Origin of the sequence: Brevundimonas bullata, assembly GCF_003350205.1 — a bacterium.
Taxonomy (GTDB): Bacteria; Pseudomonadota; Alphaproteobacteria; order Caulobacterales; family Caulobacteraceae; genus Brevundimonas; species Brevundimonas bullata.
Map to the genome: position 1 here is coordinate 1 of NZ_QLLC01000045.1, position 18,017 is coordinate 18,017.

The window sequence follows — 18,017 nt, forward strand, 5'->3', positions numbered from 1 at the left end:
CTTTCAAGGGCCGGACTCTAGCTCCGCGTGGAGGAAATTCTCAGGGGCACGTCAAGGCGCAGATCGTCATGATCGGCCTGGGCGGCGCGATCGGCACCGGCCTGTTCATGGGCTCGGGGATCGCCATCGGCTACGCTGGTCCCGGCGTGCTGGTCAGCTATGTCATCGCCGCGCTGATCGCGGTGATCATGGTGTTCAGCCTGTCGGAAATGGCCGTGGTCCATCCGACCGCGGGATCGTTCGGCACCTATGCCGAAATCTACCTCGGGCCGCTGATGGGCTTCATCGTGCGCTACACCTACTGGATCCAGCAGGTGCTGCTGATCGGCAGCGAGGCGATCGCGGTCGGCATCTATATGCGATGGTGGTTCCCCGGCACGCCGGTGTGGATGTGGGCGCTGGGCAGCGCCGGCATTGTCGTCTGGGTGAACACGCGCGCGGTGCATAATTTCGGCACGGTCGAATACTGGCTGACGGTGATCAAGGTCTCGGCCATCGTCGGCTTCATCCTCGTCGGCCTGAGCCAGATCTTCGGCCTGACCGGCGCCGCCCCCATCGGCCTGCACAACGTCACGGGCCTGCCGGGCGGCTTCCTGCCCAACGGTTTCTCCGGCGTGTGGATGGCCGTGCTGATGGCGCTGTTTTCCTTCATGGGGCTGGAGTTCGTCGTCGGCACCGCCAGCGAGGCCAAGGATCCGAAGACGGCGATCCCGGCGGCGCTGCGCACGATGGCGGGGCGGCTGTTCCTCTTCTACATCCTGGCGCTGTTCATTATCGTCGCCTTCATTCCGTGGACCGAGTCCGGGGCCAAGGTGGTGACCGAAAGCCCGTTCGTGAAAATGTTCGCCAGCGCGGGCATTCCCTATGCGGCGGGCATCATGAACTTCGTCGTCGCCTCGGCGGCGCTGTCGGCGATGAACACCAGCATCTATCTGGGCTCGCGGATGCTCTTTTCTCTGGCGCGCGGGGGCTATGCGCCGCGCGCCCTGGGCCAGCTCAATGCGCAGAAGGCGCCGATGCGGGCGACGCTGGTCACTGGCGTGGGCATCCTGGCCGCGGCCTCGGTCTCGGCCCTGACGCCGCTCGCCTACAACTACCTGTTCGGGATTGTGCTGTTCGGCGGGCTGCTGGTGTGGAGCACCATCCTGGCCAGCCATCTGCGTTTCCGCCGCCGCCACAAGGGCGTCGATCTGCCGGTGCGGATGCCCTTCTTCCCCTATGCCCAGATCCTGGGGCTGGTGCTGCTGGCCGCGATCACGGTGACGATGGCGCTCGATACTGACTTCTGGCAGACGGCGCTGATCGCCGGCGTGCCGTGGCTGGTGGTCGTTACGGCGGCCTATTTCATCTGGAAGCGCGTGTCGCGGAAGTCGGCCTCTAAGGCCTAGCCTGTCCCAGTTCGTCGCGGATCTCAGCCGCTACCTCGTGGATGATGTCCATGAAGTAGCGGGCGGCGGCGGACAGTTCGACATGGGCGTGGGTCGTCGCGCCGATCCGCGAACTGGCGCCTTCGAGCGCGACCGGCAGGATCGCCAGCCCGGCCTGGCCGGCGCCGACGAGGTGCGGCATGGCGGCGATCATGTCGGTGTTCATCAACAGGCCGTGGTTGGTCAGGATCGACACGGATTCGATCGTGTCGTGCGGCGGCTCGAGTCCTTCGTGACGGAAGGCGTGGTCGATCTGGCGACGCAACGAGGTCTGTTGCGGCGGCATCACCCAAGCCTGGTCGACAAGGTCGGCGAGCGTCAGTGACGCGCGCTGGGTCAGGGGATGGCCGGCGCGCACCATGATGGACACGGTGTCGAGGTAGAGGACGTCCTGCTTCAAGCCTTCGCGCTCGCGATACTCGGGCAGGCGGCCGAGAACAATGTCGATGTCGCCGGTGCGCAGGCCGGGCATCAGCCGGTCGATCGTCCCTTCAGCCACCGTGACCGCGATCCCCGGACGCTGTTCCCGCAGCCGCGCCAGGGCGCGCGGCAGCAGCGAGGTCGAGGCAGCCAGTAGGGTGCCGACATGGACGCGGCCCGAAAGCCCTTCCTCAAGCGATTGCAGTTCTTCGCCCGCATGGCGCAGCTGGGTCAGGATCAGCTTGGCGTGCTTGATCAGCACCTTGCCGAAATCCGTCGGGGTCACGCCGCGGGAGGATCGATCGAACAACTGGACGCCCAGGGCGTCTTCCAGCTCCTTGATGCTCTTGGTCGCGGCGGGCTGGGCGATGTTCAACGCCTGCGATCCCTTGAGGACGGTGCCCTCGTCTGCGATCGCCGTCAGCAGGCGCAACTGGCGCAGCTTCAGCCGCCCCAACAGGAAGTTCTCGTGGAATTTGGGCATGATGCGTCCCCAGGCCGCTTTGGAAGCGGTATAGCTGTTTTGTAATAGCCGGGGCAAGTCTCGGGATTATTGTTGATAGCCGCCCCCCGCTACTCAACCTCATGGCCCCCCGCGCCTGAATCGGCTGTGGGGATGATGGATGGCAGGGATGCGACGAAAGTCATGACGATAGAGGCTTCAAAAAACATGGCTGTCATCGACATGCACAGCCATTTTTTCCCTGCGATGGACGCGGCCTATCGCGCGCGGGCGGAGGTCGAGGGGCTGCCGTGGATTCGCGATACGGGCGGCGGCAAGGGCTTCATCATGCAGGGCGGGACAGAGTTTCGCCCGGTCGATGACGTCCTGTGGGACCCGGCGCGGCGCGTCGAGGCGCTGGACGCCCAGGGCATCGACTTGCAGATCCTGTGCGCCACGCCGATCATGTTCGGTTACGGACGCCCGGCTGCGGAGGCGCGCGACCTGGCGCAGCGTTTCAATGATGAGGCGCTGGCCTTTTGCGGATACGCGCCGCAACGGATGAAGCCCTTGGCCCAGGTGCCGTTGCAGGACATCGACATGGCCTGCGCCGAGGTCAGCCGCGCCATGGCGACGGGGCACCTGGGCGTCCAGATCGGCAACCACATGGGGATGCGCAACCTCGACGACGAAGGCCTGCTGACCTTCCTCACCCACTGCGCCGAGGTCGGGGCGGCGGTGCTGATCCATCCCTGGGACATGATGGCGCGCGAGCGCATGCCCAAGTATATGCTGCCCTGGCTGGTGGCCATGCCGGCGGAGACGCAGCTGTCGATCCTGTCGCTGATCCTGTCGGGGGCGTTCGAGCGCCTGCCGAAATCCTTACGCATCTGTTTCGGCCACGGCGGCGGCAGCTTCGCCTTCCTGCTGGGCCGCGTCGAAAACGCCTGGAAATATCGCGACATCGTTCGCGCCGACTGCCCTCATCCGCCCTCGACCTATGTCGACCGCTTCTTCGTCGATTCAGCCGTGTTTGATCCGCGCGCGCTCAGCCTGCTGATCGATGTCATGGGCGAGGATCGCGTCCTGCTCGGCTCGGACCATCCCTTCCCGCTGGGCGAGCAGGACATCGGGTCTTTGGTCCTTGGACATGAGGGCCTGTCGGGCGCGCAGAAGGCCAAGATCCTGAGCGGCAATGCGAAGGCGTTTCTGAACCTCTGATCGGGCTTCAGAACAGCAGATTAGAAAACCCGCCGGAGCGCTGCTCCGGCGGGTTTTTCCTATACGAGGCCGAGGCGGATTTTCACGCCGGGGCGGGGCTGCCCTTGTAGCTTTCGGTGCCGGCCCAGCCGCGTTCGGAAACGTCGACCATGACGTTTTCAGGCCCGGTCATCTTGTACTCGGCGTTGTCCTTGGCCGGGTTCTTGCCGAGGCCTTGGGCCAGGTTGACGTCGTGGCGCGGCGCGAAGCCGGAGTTCTCGAAGCGCTCGACGATGGCGTTGATGTCGTCGCACTGGAAGCCGATGTGGTGCAGTCCGGTATAGCCTTCCGGGAACTCCATGCCGGCGGCGGGGCGGTTCTTGAAGCAGAGCAGGGCGATGTTGATGTGGCCGTCGGTGACGTAATAGCCGCGCGCATTGCGGCTATCGATCTTGCCGGCCAGGGTCCAGCCGAGAACGTCGGTGAAGAAGCCGACCGAAGTGTCAGGGTCGGCGGATGCGATCGCGACGTGGCGCAGGCGGGTCGTCATGGGGCGGGCCTTTCCAGGATGGGGATGGCCGCTGGCGGTCAGCGGCCGGGTTGGGAAAAATCAGGTTCCGATACGGATGGGGCTGACCAGGTCCTGAAGCGCGGCGACGAGGCTGAGCGCGGTGATCCGGCCCGTGCCGGGGTTCTCGTCGGTCGGCACATTTTCGATGGCGAGCTCCAGCCGCGCGCTGTCGGCGTCGACCACGATCCGGTGCGTATTGCGCTCCAGCATGGGGTCGGCCCAGATCTCGAGCCGGGTTCGGTCGGGACCGACGCCCGCCATCCCCAGCGCAGCCGCAACGTTCACATTGGCGGGGAAGGCGATGGCGCCCTCGCGCGCACTGCCCTCGAAGATCTTGAGGGGGGCGGTAAGGCCGGACAGGTCGATCTTGTTGCGCACGACGTGCTCGGCCTTGACCAGGGACTTGACCGGCTTGCGCGTCACCATGGTCACGGAATGGATGGTCCCGATGGCGGCGGCGCGCACCGCGTCCAGTCCCAGCAGGGCGCCGGTGGCCAGGATGATGCGTCCGTTATGGGCGCGCGCCAGATCGACCGCCTCGGGCCACTGCATCAAGGCCGCGCCGCTCACCGTCACCAGGGTCTTGCCGGCCCGCAGCGTCGTTTCGGCGATGTCGCGGAAGGCCGCGGTCGGGGCGCTGTCGACGATGACGTCGGACGCGGCGACCAGCGCGGCGGTGTCGAGGATGGGGATGGGCGTTCGCAGTTGCGCCATCGCTGCCTCGGCGCGACCCCGGTCGCCGGCGGACACCGCCGCCAGCCTCAGCGGCAGTTCGCTGGCTTCGATATGGCGCGCGACCACGCGGCCGATGGTGCCGAACCCGGCTATGCCTACCTTGATCATGCCGGCCACGCTAAAGCGCCGTGGCTATATAGGATTATACCCTTTGGCCGATTGGCTATCTCGGAAAGGCCATAGGTAGCCGCGACTGCCTGGGTATATATTTTTGATTATATATAGGCCGATTTTCTATCTTTGACCGCATATCCGCCAACCCGCACAAGTCATGACTGACTTTCGGGGGGAGCCGGGTGCACGACGCCATCAACCAGGACCTGCTGACGCTGGCGGCGATGATGCTGCTGACCGGCGCCGTGGGCGGCCTTCTGGCCGGGCTGCTCGGGGTAGGCGGCGGCATCGTCATTGTCCCGGTGCTCGACCTGGTGCTGGCGTCGATGGGCGTTGAGCCCGCGGTGCGGATGCATGTTGCGGTCGCGACCTCCCTGGCCACCATCATCCCGACTGCGATTTCCTCGTCCCGCGCGCATCACGCCAAGGGCGCGGTGGACATGGCTCAGTTGAAGCGTTGGGGCGTCGCCATCTTCCTGGGCGCCATCGCCGGGGTGCTGATCGCCTCGCGGGTCACGGGGGATGTTCTGTCGGCTGTGTTCGGCGTCGTCGCCCTGCTGGTGGCGATCAAGATGCTGTTGCCGCTGGAGGGCAGGCATATCGCCGAGGCCATCCTCAGCGGGCCGGGCGGGCAGTTGCTGCCGTTCGCCATCGGCGGCTTCTCCAGCATGATGGGCATCGGCGGCGGCACGCTGAGCGTCCCCACCATGACCCTGTTCAACTTCCCCATTCATCGTGCGGTCGGGACTGCGGCGCTGTTCGGCCTGTTGATCAGCGTCCCGGCCACCATCGCCTTCATCGTCACCGGCTGGAACGTTCCCGGCCTGCCGACGGGCAGCCTGGGCTACGTCAATCTGATCGGTCTGGCGATCATTGCGCCGGTGTCCTTCTTCGCCGCCCCCTGGGGCGCGCGCCTCGCCCATGCCCTGTCGAAGCGGCATCTGAGCATCCTGTTCGGCCTGTTCCTCGCCGTGGTGTCGGCGCGGATGCTGATCCGGGCCTTTGGCTGATGCCATGTCCGATGTCCCCAACCCCGCCCGCTGGACCCGCCGCGTCACGATCGCAGGGATCGGCGCTGGCGTCGCCCTGGGCGGCCTCGCGCCGCAGCCGGCCTTCTCCTTTCAAGAGGTTGATCGATCAATGACCTGGTTTGCCCTGGCCACCCGCGCCGGTCCCGACGGCCCGCGCCCGACGATCAAGGTGGGTGACGCCTTCCACGACCTGCACGACGCCGCCGCCGCGCATGGATTTGCAGCGGTAGCGGACGATGTCACGGCCATCACCCGTGACTGGGAGGCGCGGCGCGAGGGGCTGTTCGGTCTGGCCCGCGCCCTTGCCGGCGCCTCGGGGCAGGCGCTGGCGGCGCCCAGGCTGCTGACGCCGTTCGAGCCCCGTCGCATCTTCGGCGCGGCGTCCAACTTCATCGAACACGCCGCCGAGATGCAGACCAAGCTGGCGGCCAAGGCCGACAGCGAACCCTATATCTTCCTCAAGACGGTCGAGAGCGTGGTCGGCCCCGACGAGACCGTCGTCGTGCCGCCGCAGGTGTCGCGCCCCGACTGGGAGGTCGAGCTGGGCGTGGTGCTGGGCCGCGCTGGCAAGAACGTCGCCGTGGGCGAGGCGCACGACCTGATCGCGGGCTACACCATCGTCAACGACGTCTCGGCGCGCGACCGCACCCGGCGGACCGACTTCCCGTTCTCGCACGACTGGTTCCGCGGCAAGAGCTTTGACACCTTCACACCGCTCGGCCCCGTCTTTGTGCCGCGCGACTGTCTCGGCGATCCGCACGCCATCCGTCTGGGCCTCGACGTCAACGAGGTCTCGATGCAGGACGGCAATACGTCCGAGATGATCTTCAACATCCATGAGCAGATCGCCTATCTCTCGACGATCCTCGAAATGCGCGCCGGCGACGTGATCGCCTCGGGCACCCCGGCCGGGGTCGGCATGGGGCGCGGCGTCTTCCTGAAGGACGGCGACGTGATGCGCGCCTGGGTCGAGGGGATCGGCGAGCTGATCAATCCGGTCTCGGCGCCGCACCTGCCCCGGGAGAGTGCGTGATGGCGATCCTTGCTCGCCGCGCGCTGCTCGTACCCGTCGTGATCGTGGCCGCGATCGCCGGACTGACGCTGTGGAGCGTGGTCGGCGGAAATGCGCCGAAGGCGGCCAAGCGCGAAGACGCGCGCACCGTCCAGTTCAACATGGCCTGGCTGCCGCAAGGCAGCATGGCGGGAATCTTCGTCGCCATCGACAAGGGCTATTTCGCCGACGCCGGGCTGAACGTCGAACCCGTGCGCGGCTTCGGCGGCATGCGGACCGCCAACGAACTCGACCAGGGGATGTTCGAGTTCGCCTACCTGGACCCCCTGTCGGTCGCGCTCAACCGATCAAAGGGCGGCGCCGTGCGGATGATCGGCGGCATCAATATGCAGCTCCCGGCCGGTGCCTGCTTCGTCAAGGAGCGGCATGCGATCAAGAGGCCTGCCGACCTGGCTGGACTACGGTTCGGCGCCGGTCAGTCCTCGGCCATTCAGGCCCTGATGCCGGCCTGGCTTCAGGGCAATGGCGTCGACCCGGCCAGCGTCGAGCAGATCCAGCTTGACCCGGCCATCGTCGTCTCCTCGCTGGTCGAAGGACGGATCGACGCCGCGGAATGCTGGCTCGGCAATTCGATGGCCCTGTTCGACAAGGCGGCCAAGGCCAAGGGCGTCAGCATCGGCCGGATCGCCTATGCCGATTTCGGGCTGGACGTTTATGGCAGCGGCCTGGCGACGCGCGACGCCCTGATCGAAAGCGACCCTGAATTAGTGCGGGCCTTCACCCACGCCGCCTATCGCGGCTACGCCGAGGCGGCGCGCGATCCCCAGGGGGCGCTGACCATCATTCGCAAGCACTATCCCTTGCTCGACGAGGCCGTGACCGAGCGGCAGATCCGCGAGACCGCCGCCCTGATGGCGGCCGAGGGCGGGTCGCACCGGCTGAAGCCCGAGAAGATCCAGCGCACCGTCACGACCTTGCAGGCCAGCGGCCAGCTTCAGGGGTTCGACGCGACCGAGACGCTCTTCACCAACGCCTTCGTTCCGACGGGGAAACAGCCGTGATCGATCCCGCAGCCTATCGTCCGCGTCCGACGCGGCTCGGGCACCTGGTCCTGAAGGTGCGCGACATCGACCGTTCGCTGGCCTTCTACACCGAGGTCATGGGCCTGGAGGTGTCAGACTGGATCGACCATCAGATGGTCTTCCTGCGCGCCGGCCACGACCACCATGACCTGGCCCTGCTGCAACTGCCGCCCGGCCATTCGGACGCGCCCGAAGGCCATTATCCGGCGGTCGAGCACTTCTCGTATCGCTTGGAGACCCTCGAGGAGCTGGAGAAGGTCGCGGCCATGCTGACGGCGCGCGGCGTGCCGATCGACCGGGGTATCGGCAAGCACGGACCGGGCGCCAACAGCTTCCTCGTCTTCCGCGATCCCGACGGCAACAACGTCGAGTTCTATACCGACATGACCCAGATCGACGCCGAGCATCCCTATGCCCCGTCGGTGTGGGACGGAAAGCAGATGGCGACCTTCGATCGCTGGAATCTTGAACGCTTCCTCGTGCCGCCGCCGGCCCGCATCCAGGCCCTGCTGGACAAGGAGGGCGAGGCGTGACCCGCGCCCTGTTCAACCGCGACACGGCGATCAGCGCGGCCTTCTTCCTGCTGCTGGGGCTGGCGTGGGAATACGGCGTCCGCTGGTCGGGCGTTCAGGCCTATCTGCTGCCGCCGCCCAGCGCGATCCTGGCCGAGCTCTGGCAGTCGCGCGGGCCGATCCTGGCGCAAAGCCTGGTGACGCTGACTGAGGTCTTCTGGGGCTTCATCATCGCGGTGGTGCTGGGCGTGCCGATCGCGGCCCTGATCTATTTCTCGCGCACGGCCAAACGCACCGTCTATCCGCTGTTCGTCGCCTTGCAGAGCATTCCCAAGATCGGTCTGGCGCCCCTGATCGTCGTCTGGTTCGGCTATGGGCTGACGTCGAAGCTGATCATGGCCTTCCTGTTCGCCTTCTTCCCGATCATCATTTCGACGCTGGGCGGGCTGGCCAGCACCCCGGCGCACCTCGAGGAACATTTCCGCGCCCTGCGCGCCACGCCGCTGCAGACCTTCTGGCGGCTGCGCCTGCCGGCGGCCCTGCCCAGCTTTCTCGACGGCTGCAAGGTGGCCATGCCGCTGGCGGTCATCGGCGCGGTGGTCGGCGAGTTCGTCGGCTCGAACGACGGCTTGGGCAATCTGATCCTGACGGCGTCGGGTTCGGGCCACACGACCCTGACCTTTGCGGCCCTGTTCGCGGTGACGGTCCTGTCGCTGCTGCTCTTCTACGGCGTCGCCTATTGGGAACGCTTCATCTGGTGGCGTGCGGCATGAGCGCGGAAATCTCCATCACCGGCGTCGGCAAGGCGTTCGACGGCCGTAAGGTGCTCGATGGTGTCACCGCCGACATCGGCGCCGCAGAATTCGTCTCGGTTCTCGGCCCGTCGGGCTGCGGCAAGAGCACCCTGCTGCGCCTCATCGCCGGCCTCATCCCGTTCGAGGAGGGCGCCATCCAGGTCAACGGAGAGGCCGTGACCGGGCCCTCGGCGACGATGGGCTTTGTCTTCCAGACGTCGAACCTGCTGCCCTGGCTCAATGTACGCGACAATCTGTTGCTCGGGATCAATCTTGACGCCGCGTCGCAGCGGCTGGACGAGGCGGCGCTTGCCGAACTGGTCGAGACCCTGGGCCTGACAGGCTTCGAGGCCAGCTATCCGCACCAGCTGTCAGGCGGGTTGCGGCACCGTGTAGCCATAGGCCAGGCGCTGGCGCGTAATCCGCAAATCCTGCTGATGGACGAACCCTTCGGCGCCCTGGACGCCCTGACGCGGGACCGGCTCAACATGGAGCTGCTGCGTCTGTGGCAGCGCGACCGCAAGACGGTGGTCCTGGTCACGCACAGCATTTCCGAAGCCGTGTTGCTGTCGGATCGGGTGCTGGTGATGTCGGAACGGCCCGGCACGATCATCGAGGATGTTCGTATCGACCTGCCGCGTCCACGCGACCCCAGCGTCACGCGAGAAGATCCGGCCTTCGGCGACTACGTCGTTCGGCTCAGCAAATTAATGGGAGTAGCGTGATGGAAAGCGGGATCGTGAAGACCGCCGGCGCTGAAATCTATTACCAGACGCACGGCGCGGGCCCGGCGGTGGTGCTGGCGCATGGCATCGGCGGTAATCACGCCCTCTGGTACGGCCAGATCGACAGTCTGGCGCGGTCGAACCGGGTCATCCTGTTCGATCATCGCGGCTTTGGCCTGTCGCGCGATCTGGACGGACGGGGGCGCGACGCCTTTGTCGAGGATCTGGTCGCCCTGCTGGATCATCTGGGCGAGGACCGGGTGGCGCTGGTCGGTCAGTCGATGGGGGCGGGGACCTGCATCGGTTTCGCCCATCAGACGCCCGAAAGGGTCGCGGCCCTGGCCATCTGCGACAGCCTGCACGGCGTCGTCGAAAGCCCTGCGGTGAAGGCGATCATGGACGCGGCTCGCATGAAGACCGCCGCCATGGATCAGATCGACCGCGTGCTGGGCGCCAAGGCGCCCAGCGACCTGGCCATGCTCTATCGCCAGATCGCCAGCTTCAACGCCGTGGACCGACACAACCTGACGGGCCAGTTCGCGGCGCGCCCCGCAGCGGACCTGGCCGACAAGGGCTATCCCATCCTGTTCCTGTGCGGGACCGAGGACGTGATCTTCCCGATTGAGGCGGTGCGGCTGGTGCAGGAGGAGGTGGCGGGGTCCTTCCTGGTCGAGGTCAATGACGTGGGCCATTCGGTCTTCGTCGAGGCGCCGACGCAGTTCAACGACACCCTCTTGTCGCTGCTCCAGATGGCCGGGCATGTCGGCAAGAGCGGCGCGGCGCACAGCAACACCGCCGGCTATGTGCGGGTCGGAGGTCAGGCATGAACAACGCAGCCTATCCCTTCGCGCAGCGCGACATTCTGAACTATGTCGACGGCGCCTTTGTCGAGGGCGACGGGTTCTTCGACAACGTAAACCCGGTGACTGGGACGGTCGCGGCGCGTGTGTCGCAGGCCGATCAGGCCCTGGTCGACCGGGCGGTGGCGGCGGGCCGTCGCGCGCTGAAGGGGCCGTGGGGCAGGATGTCCCAGGCCGAGCGTTGCAAGCTTCTGGTTCGCGTCGCCGAAGGGATTGAGGCGCGCTTCGACGACTTCGCGGCGGCCGAGATCGCCGACACCGGCAAGTCGCTGCATCAGGCGCGCACGATCGACATTCCGCGCGGCGCCGCCAACTTCCGCGCCTTCGCCGCGCTGGCCGAGGCGCGCGCCATGCCCAGCTTCCGCACCGATCTTCCTGATGGGCGCAGCGCCATCAACTATGCCGTGGCGCGTCCGCTGGGGGTGGTGGCGATCATCTCGCCGTGGAACCTGCCGCTGCTGCTGATGACGTGGAAGGTCGCGCCGGCCCTGGCCTGCGGCAATGTGGTGGTGGTAAAGCCGAGCGAGGAAACCCCCTCGACCGCGACCCTCCTGGCCGAGGTGATGGACGCCGCGGGCGTGCCGCCGGGGGTGTTCAACCTGGTCCACGGCTTCGGCGCCGCCTCGACTGGCGAATGGCTGACCGCCAACCCCGACATCGACGCCATTACCTTTACCGGAGAGTCGGCCACGGGCGGCGCCATCATGCGGGTCGCGGCGGCGGGGGTGAAGCCGGTCTCGTTCGAGCTGGGCGGCAAGAACGCCGCCCTGGTCTTCGCCGATTGCGACTTCGACGAAGCCATTGCGGGCACGGTGCGCTCGGTCTTCTCCAACTGCGGCCAGGTCTGCCTGTGCACCGAGCGCATCTATGTCGAGCGGCCGATCTTCGACCGCTTCGTCAAGGCCCTGGCCGAGCGCGCCGAGGCCCTGACCATCGGCGATCCCTGGTCGGGCGCCGACATGGGGCCGCTGATCTCGCACGGCCACCGCGACAAGGTGCTGGGCTACTACGATCTGGCGCGAGAAGAAGGCGCCACGGTGGTCACTGGCGGCGGCGTGCCCTCATTCGGCAGCGACCTGGATCAGGGCGCCTTTGTCCAGCCCACCATCCTGACCGGCCTGGGTCACGACGCTCGCTGCGTGCGCGAAGAGATCTTCGGCCCCGTCTGTCACATCGCCCCCTTCGACAGCGAAGCCGAGGCGATCGAGCTGGCCAACGACAGCGACTATGGTCTGGCGGCGGCGATCTGGACGCGCGACGTGGGGCGCGCCCACCGCGTGGCGGGGCAGATGGAGACCGGCATCGTCTGGGTCAATGAATGGTTCCTGCGCGACCTGCGCACGCCGTTCGGCGGCATGAAACTGTCGGGCATCGGACGCGAGGGCGGCGAGGCTTCGCTGAGCTTCTATTCCGAACCGACCAATATCTGCGTCAAACTCTAGGGGGAGGGGACGACATGACCGACATCGCGACAATCGCCGCAAGACTGGACGCCGCCGCGCGCGACGCCCAGGCGATCCCGCAGATCACCGGGCAGGAAGGCGAACTCGCGCTGAGCGACGCCTATGACATCCAGCGTGTGGTGATCGACCATCGCCTGGCGCGGGGCGCGACCCTGGTCGGGGTCAAGATGGGCTTCACCAGCGAAGCCAAGATGGCGCAGATGGGCCTGAAGGATCAGATCTGGGGGCGGCTGACGTCGGACATGGTGGTGGCCAACGGGGGCGTGGTCGACCGCGCCCGCTTCATCCACCCGCGCGTCGAACCCGAGGTCGCGGTGCGGCTGAAGGCGCCGCTCACGGGCGAGATCACCCGTGAAGAGGCTTTCGCCGCGATTGACGCCGTCGCCCCGGCGCTGGAGATCATCGACAGTCGCTATGAGAACTTCCGCTTCGCGCTCGGAGATGTTGTGGCCGACAACGCCTCGTCCTCGGCCTTTGTCGTGGGGGCCTGGCTGCCCGCCGATACCGACGTCGCCGACGTGCCTATGGTGATGAGCGTCGACGGCGCCGTCGCTGAGACCGGGACGAGCGCGGCCATCCTCGGTGATCCGATCTGCTCTCTGGTCGCGGCGGCGCGGCTGGCGGGGGCGGCGGGGCTGACGCTGCAGCCCGGTTGGACCGTGATGCTGGGTGGGGCGACGGCGGCGGCGGCCATCGGTTCAGCGCGTGCGGTCTCGCTCGACGCCGGACCTCTCGGCCAGGTCGGCTTCACCATCGTAGGCGGCGCGACATGAGCGGTGCCAAGAACGAGGCCAAGAACGGGGCCAAGAACGGGGAAGGACGCGTCATCCCAGGCAAGGCGCGCCCGCGCGGCCGCTTTCCCCATTACCGCCGCGCCGGCGATTTCGTTTTCGTCTCGGGCACCAGTTCGCGGCGGCCAGACAACAGCTTCGCCGGCGCCTCGGCGGACGAATTCGGCGTCGTCAGCCTCGACATCGCCGAACAGACCCGCGCGGTGATCGACAACATCGGGGCCATCCTGACCGATGCCGGGGGCTCCCTCGCTGACGTCGTCGATGTCACCAGCTTCCTCGTGAACATGAATGACTTCGGCGGCTACAACGCCGTCTACGCCGAGTATTTCGACGAATCTGGACCGGCGCGCACGACCGTCGCCGTTCACCAGCTTCCCCACCCGCATCTGCTGATCGAGATCAAGGCGACCGCCTTCATCCCGCGCGCCGACCTGTGATCCCAGGACAAAGCCCATGCTGACCTATGGCCCGCCCTTCAACTTCCGTCAGTGGATCGCCGATCATCGCGAGCAGCTGAAGCCGCCCGTCGGCAACGCCCAGATCTGGGAAGACGCTGACTTCATCGTCACCGTCGTCGGCGGGCCCAACCAGCGCACCGACTACCACGTCGATCCGCTGGAGGAGTTCTTCTATCAGCTGGAAGGCGACATGAACCTGCGTCTGTGGACCGAGGACGGTCCCAAGGACATGGCGATCCGCGAAGGCGACATCTTCCTGTTGCCGCCGAACGTCCCGCACTCGCCGCAGCGCCCCGTCGAGGGCAGCGTCGGGCTGGTGATCGAGCGCAAGCGGCCGGAAGGCGAGACCGACGCCTTCCAGTGGTATTGCGACGACTGCGGCGAGATCGTTCACCGCGTCGAGGTGCAGCTGAAGAGCATCGTGCGCGACCTGCCGCCCCTGTTCGCAGCCTTCTACGCCAGCGAGGACCTGCGCACCTGCGGCCAGTGCGGGACGGTGCATCCCGGCAAGCATAGGGCTCCGGCCTGATGTCAGATGCCTATGAAACCGCTGCGCGTCGGCTGCGCGACGCCTATGCGGGGGAGGCCGTCGCCCCCTTGCGCGATGTTCTGGACCCGACCGACGCGGTCGGCGCCTATACGGTGCAGACGATCAACACCCGCTTCTGGGAAAGCCAGGGCCGGCGGATCGTCGGGCGCAAGGCGGGACTGACGGCCAAGGCGGTCCAGGTCCAGCTCGGGGTCGACCAGCCTGACTTCGGCGTCCTCTTCGACGACATGCGGATCGCCGACGGCGGCCGCCTTGATCCTGAGCGGACGATCCAGCCCAAGGCCGAGGCGGAGATCGCCTTTGTCCTCGGCGCCGACCTGCCTGATCCTGAAATGAGCGTGGAACAGGTCGCGGCGGCGGTCGCCAGCGTTCACGCCGCCATCGAGATCGTCGACAGCCGGATCGCGGACTGGAAGATCACCTTCGCCGACACGGTCGCCGACAATGGGTCTTCCGCTTTCTTCGTCCTGGCCGAGGCGACGACGCCGCTGGCCGGGCTGGACCTCGAAGGGGCGGCGATGGCGATGAGCGTCAACGGCGTGGTCGTGTCGACCGGCGTCGGCGCGGCGGCGCTGGGCAATCCGCTCAATGCCGCCGCCTGGCTGGCGCGAACCCTGGCCGAGCGCGACGAACCGCTGAAGGCGGGCGATATCCTCTTGGCGGGGGCTCTGGGCCCGATGGTCGCGCTGACCCCCGGCGATCATGTGGTCGCTGCCATCGACGGCCTCGGCGACGTCCGCTTCACCTATGGCGAGGGCTGACGATGACCTCCAAACCCAAAACCAAGGTCGCCATCATTGGCTCGGGCAATATCGGCACGGATCTGATGATCAAGATCATGCGCCTGTCCGACACGCTGGAGATGGCGGCTTTCGTCGGCATCGATCCCGAATCCGATGGCCTGAAGCGCGCCGAACGCCTGGGCGTGCCGGTCACCGCCGAGGGGTTGGACGGCCTGGTCGCTCTGCCCGGCTTCGTCGACATCGCCATTGTCTTCGACGCCACCTCGGCGGGCGCGCACAGGCGACACAGCGAGGTGCTGACGGCGCACGGCAAGCGGGTCATCGACCTGACCCCGGCGGCGATCGGCCCCTATGTGATCCCGCCGGTCAACGGCGAGGCCCATCTGGATGCGCCCAACGTCAACATGGTGACCTGCGGCGGGCAGGCGACCATCCCCATCGTCGCGGCGGTGAACCGGATCGCCAAGGTGCATTACGGCGAGATCGTCGCCTCGATCGCCTCGAAGAGCGCCGGTCCCGGCACGCGCGCCAACATCGACGAGTTCACCGAGACCACCAGCCAGGCCATCGTCCAGGTGGGCGGCGCGACGCGCGGCAAGGCGATCATCGTCCTCAACCCCGCCGAACCGCCGCTGATCATGCGCGACACCGTCTATTGCCTTTGCGACGACGGCGACCGCGAGGCGATCCGCCGCTCGGTCGAGGCCATGGTGGCCGAGGTCCAGACCTATGTGCCCGGCTATCGCCTCAAACAGGCGGTGCAGTTCGAGGCCATCGGCGACAACGAGCCTCTGCGCATTCCCGAAATGGGCGGCGAGTTCACCGGGCTGAAGGTCAGCGTCTTTCTCGAGGTCGAAGGCGCGGCCCACTACCTGCCGGCCTATGCCGGCAATCTCGACATCATGACCTCGGCGGCGCTCAAGACCGCCGAGAAGATCGCCGAAAGGATCGCTACGTGACCTTCGATCCCACCGCCACCAAGCTGTACATTGAGGACGTGACCCTGCGGGACGGGATGCACGCCATCCGCCACCAGTACGGCCTCGACCATGTCCAGGCCATCGCCCGCGCCCTGGATCGCGCCAAGGTCGATGCGATCGAGGTCGCCCATGGCGACGGACTGCAGGGCTCCAGCTTCAACTACGGCTTCGGCGCCCATACCGACTGGGAGTGGATCGGCGCAGTCGCTGACGTTCTCGAACACAGCGTGCTCACCACCTTGCTTCTTCCCGGCATTGGGACCGTGCATGACCTGAAACGCGCCTATGATCTGGGCGTGCGCTCGGTGCGCATCGCCACCCACTGCACCGAGGCCGATGTGGCCAGGCAGCATATCGAAGCCGCCCGCGACCTGGGCATGGACGTGTCCGGCTTCCTGATGATGAGCCACATGTCCGAACCCGAGCCCCTGGCGCAGCAGGCCAAGCTGATGGAGACCTATGGCGCGCACTGCGTCTATGTCACCGACAGCGGGGGCGCGATGACGATGGATCAATATGCCGCGCGCCTGGCGGCCTATGATCGGGTGCTAAAGCCCGAAACGCAGCGCGGGGTGCACGCCCATCACAACCTGTCGCTCGGCGTGGCCAACAGCATCGTTGCGGTGCAGGGCGGGGCGATCCGCGTTGACGCGTCGCTGGCCGGCATGGGCGCCGGCGCCGGCAACGCTCCGCTCGAAGTCTTCATCGCGGCGGCCGAGGTGCAAGGCTGGAACCACGGCTGCGATCTCTATGCGCTGATGGATGCGGCCGAGGACCTGGTCCGACCGCTTCAGGACCGACCCGTGCGCGTTGACCGCGAGACCCTCACGCTCGGCTATGCCGGGGTCTATTCCAGCTTCCTGCGCCATGCCGAAAAGGCCGCCGCCGAGCATGGGCTCGACACGCGGGCCATCCTGGTTGAGCTGGGCCGGCGCAAGATGGTCGGCGGGCAGGAAGACATGATTATGGACGTGGCGCTGGACATGGCGCGAGCGTCTGCAGCCGCAGCCTGACATGTCGCTCTCCCTGATCGGCCTGTCCGGCAGTCTGCGCCGAGAGGCCTACAGCACCGCCATACTGACGACGCTTCGTGACGCCTTGCCGGGCGACATGCGCCTGGAGGTGCGATCGCTGGAGGATATCCCGCTCTTTAATGACGACCTCGATGGCAAGGATGCGCCCGCAACGGTCGCCGCCCTGCGCCGCGACATCGCCACAGCGGACGGGCTCGTGGTGATCTCTCCCGAATACAACCACGGCATGAGCGGGGTGTTGAAAAACGCGTTGGACTGGCTGTCTCGACCAGGCACGAGCAGTTGCCTGCGAGACAAGCCGGTGCTGACTTTGACGTCGTCGCCTTCGGCTCTCGGCGGCGTTCGCGCCCAGCAGCAGCTCAACGAGACCTTCATCGCCACATGCTCCCGCCTGGTGATCCGCCGGCAGATCGTGATCGGAATGGTCGCCGAGAAGGTCGTGGATGGGCGGCTATGCCACGAGCCTACCCTGGGCTTCATCCTGGACGGCGTCCGTGACCTGCGCGACGCCTGCGGTTGAAGGGTGCTGCGCTTCAGACGGCGGGCTTCACTGTTCTGGGACTCGGGTTCGTTGAGATAGTTCGCGAATTTGTCATTCGAGGGTTGTGGACTCGATGGGTGGTCCGTATAGACGCCGCTCGCTCGGAGACGGGCTGGCCCACGGGGCTTCGGAGACTAGGTTTTCGAAGTTTTGGTGGGGCAAGGGTTGAAAAACTTCTTGCTTCCTTTGGTTGTTTCAGCTAGGTTCCGCGCTTCGATTAAATCGCTGATTTGCCGGTGCGGGAGGCTTCTTCGCTTTTCCTGTCGGTCTTCTGCGGCTCTGAAAGCTTCGGCGTTTAGGTCTTCAGAAAGGTTAGTTGGTTCGGTTGACTTGGAGTTTGGCTTTCCTTAGATAGCCGCCTCCGCCGGGCCTTCGGGTTCGGGAGTGTTGAGAGAAAGTTCTTTAAAAAGAACTGCTTGACACGGAAAATCAGGGGCGGTAAACACCGCCTCCGCCGCGAACGGGCGCTAAACGGTTTGGCTGGTTTGTTCCGGTCCTGGTCTTTGAAATCGTTGATCTGGAAAGAGAA

General features: G+C 66.4%; 20 protein-coding genes. 17 read left to right on the forward strand and 3 right to left on the reverse strand.

Features of this window, described 5'->3' with window-relative positions; translation table 11 throughout:
• Window positions 1-1,388, forward strand: a 1,388-nt coding sequence (locus DXK21_RS14935; protein WP_211306053.1) for an amino acid permease, incomplete at its 5' end; no start/stop codon positions are given.
• Here DXK21_RS14935 and DXK21_RS14940 read toward each other — a convergent pair.
• Window positions 1,378-2,331 carry a LysR family transcriptional regulator gene (locus DXK21_RS14940; protein ID WP_114818572.1) on the reverse strand — a complete coding sequence of 318 codons (954 nt, stop codon included), beginning with the start codon at window positions 2,329-2,331 and terminating at the stop codon, window positions 1,378-1,380. The two genes, DXK21_RS14935 and DXK21_RS14940, sit on opposite strands and share 11 nt — an antisense overlap.
• Window positions 2,332-2,517: 186 nt before the next feature.
• Here DXK21_RS14940 and DXK21_RS14945 point away from each other — a divergent pair, with 186 nt between their 5' ends.
• A complete protein-coding gene (locus DXK21_RS14945) occupies window positions 2,518-3,510 on the forward strand; it encodes an amidohydrolase family protein (RefSeq protein ID WP_114818573.1) in 993 nt (330 codons plus the stop codon).
• Between the two features lie 82 nt (window positions 3,511-3,592).
• On the opposite strand, the gene DXK21_RS14950 is transcribed toward DXK21_RS14945, so the two are convergent.
• On the reverse strand, window positions 3,593-4,039 hold the full coding sequence (locus DXK21_RS14950; protein ID WP_114818574.1) for a VOC family protein: 447 nt from the start codon (window positions 4,037-4,039) through the stop codon (window positions 3,593-3,595).
• A 60-nt stretch (window positions 4,040-4,099) separates the two neighbouring features.
• Window positions 4,100-4,903: an aspartate dehydrogenase gene (locus DXK21_RS14955; protein ID WP_114818588.1), complete on the reverse strand. Its 804-nt coding sequence runs from the start codon at window positions 4,901-4,903 to the stop codon at window positions 4,100-4,102.
• Between the two features lie 188 nt (window positions 4,904-5,091).
• On the opposite strand from DXK21_RS14955, the gene DXK21_RS14960 reads away from it, so the two are divergent.
• Genes DXK21_RS14960 through DXK21_RS15030 form a run of 15 tightly spaced genes read left to right on the forward strand, consistent with a single transcriptional unit; the run spans window position 5,092 to window position 17,467 of the window.
• Entirely contained in the window at window positions 5,092-5,919 is an 828-nt protein-coding gene (locus DXK21_RS14960) for a sulfite exporter TauE/SafE family protein (RefSeq protein WP_211306054.1), read from the forward strand.
• Between the two features lie 4 nt (window positions 5,920-5,923).
• Window positions 5,924-6,973, forward strand: a complete 1,050-nt coding sequence (locus DXK21_RS14965) for a fumarylacetoacetate hydrolase family protein (RefSeq protein ID WP_114818575.1) — start codon at window positions 5,924-5,926, stop codon at window positions 6,971-6,973.
• Window positions 6,973-8,013 carry an ABC transporter substrate-binding protein gene (locus DXK21_RS14970; RefSeq protein WP_114818576.1) on the forward strand — a complete coding sequence of 347 codons (1,041 nt, stop codon included), beginning with the start codon at window positions 6,973-6,975 and terminating at the stop codon, window positions 8,011-8,013. Before DXK21_RS14965 ends, DXK21_RS14970 begins: the two co-directional genes overlap by 1 nt.
• The gene (locus DXK21_RS14975; protein ID WP_114818577.1) at window positions 8,010-8,567 is read left to right on the forward strand and encodes a VOC family protein; all 558 of its coding nucleotides are present in this window, start codon (window positions 8,010-8,012) and stop codon (window positions 8,565-8,567) included. Before DXK21_RS14970 ends, DXK21_RS14975 begins: the two co-directional genes overlap by 4 nt.
• The gene (locus tag DXK21_RS14980) at window positions 8,564-9,319 is read left to right on the forward strand and encodes an ABC transporter permease (RefSeq protein WP_211306055.1); all 756 of its coding nucleotides are present in this window, start codon (window positions 8,564-8,566) and stop codon (window positions 9,317-9,319) included. The genes DXK21_RS14975 and DXK21_RS14980 overlap by 4 nt, the downstream gene beginning before the upstream one ends.
• Window positions 9,316-10,065: an ABC transporter ATP-binding protein gene (locus DXK21_RS14985; RefSeq protein WP_211306056.1), complete on the forward strand. Its 750-nt coding sequence runs from the start codon at window positions 9,316-9,318 to the stop codon at window positions 10,063-10,065. Before DXK21_RS14980 ends, DXK21_RS14985 begins: the two co-directional genes overlap by 4 nt.
• Window positions 10,065-10,892, forward strand: coding sequence for an alpha/beta fold hydrolase (locus DXK21_RS14990; protein WP_114818579.1), 828 nt, complete (start codon window positions 10,065-10,067; stop codon window positions 10,890-10,892). Before DXK21_RS14985 ends, DXK21_RS14990 begins: the two co-directional genes overlap by 1 nt.
• The gene (locus tag DXK21_RS14995) at window positions 10,889-12,367 is read left to right on the forward strand and encodes a 2-hydroxymuconic semialdehyde dehydrogenase (RefSeq protein WP_114818580.1); all 1,479 of its coding nucleotides are present in this window, start codon (window positions 10,889-10,891) and stop codon (window positions 12,365-12,367) included. The genes DXK21_RS14990 and DXK21_RS14995 overlap by 4 nt, the downstream gene beginning before the upstream one ends.
• Window positions 12,368-12,381: 14 nt before the next feature.
• A complete protein-coding gene (locus DXK21_RS15000; RefSeq protein ID WP_114818581.1) occupies window positions 12,382-13,161 on the forward strand; it encodes a 2-keto-4-pentenoate hydratase in 780 nt (259 codons plus the stop codon).
• Window positions 13,158-13,619 (forward strand): RidA family protein, encoded by a 462-nt coding sequence (locus tag DXK21_RS15005; RefSeq protein WP_114818582.1) that lies wholly within the window; start codon window positions 13,158-13,160, stop codon window positions 13,617-13,619. The genes DXK21_RS15000 and DXK21_RS15005 overlap by 4 nt, the downstream gene beginning before the upstream one ends.
• A gap of 16 nt (window positions 13,620-13,635) precedes the next feature.
• Complete coding sequence (locus tag DXK21_RS15010) at window positions 13,636-14,169, forward strand: 3-hydroxyanthranilate 3,4-dioxygenase (RefSeq protein WP_114818583.1); 534 nt, start codon at window positions 13,636-13,638, stop codon at window positions 14,167-14,169.
• The gene (locus DXK21_RS15015; RefSeq protein ID WP_114818584.1) at window positions 14,169-14,951 is read left to right on the forward strand and encodes a 2-keto-4-pentenoate hydratase; all 783 of its coding nucleotides are present in this window, start codon (window positions 14,169-14,171) and stop codon (window positions 14,949-14,951) included. Before DXK21_RS15010 ends, DXK21_RS15015 begins: the two co-directional genes overlap by 1 nt.
• Window positions 14,952-14,953: 2 nt before the next feature.
• On the forward strand, window positions 14,954-15,892 hold the full coding sequence (locus DXK21_RS15020) for an acetaldehyde dehydrogenase (acetylating) (RefSeq protein ID WP_114818585.1): 939 nt from the start codon (window positions 14,954-14,956) through the stop codon (window positions 15,890-15,892).
• On the forward strand, window positions 15,889-16,926 hold the full coding sequence (gene dmpG / locus DXK21_RS15025; protein ID WP_114818586.1) for a 4-hydroxy-2-oxovalerate aldolase: 1,038 nt from the start codon (window positions 15,889-15,891) through the stop codon (window positions 16,924-16,926). Before DXK21_RS15020 ends, dmpG begins: the two co-directional genes overlap by 4 nt.
• A 1-nt stretch (window position 16,927) precedes the next feature.
• On the forward strand, window positions 16,928-17,467 hold the full coding sequence (locus DXK21_RS15030) for an NADPH-dependent FMN reductase (RefSeq protein ID WP_114818587.1): 540 nt from the start codon (window positions 16,928-16,930) through the stop codon (window positions 17,465-17,467).
• Window positions 17,468-18,017: the final 550 nt, after the last annotated feature.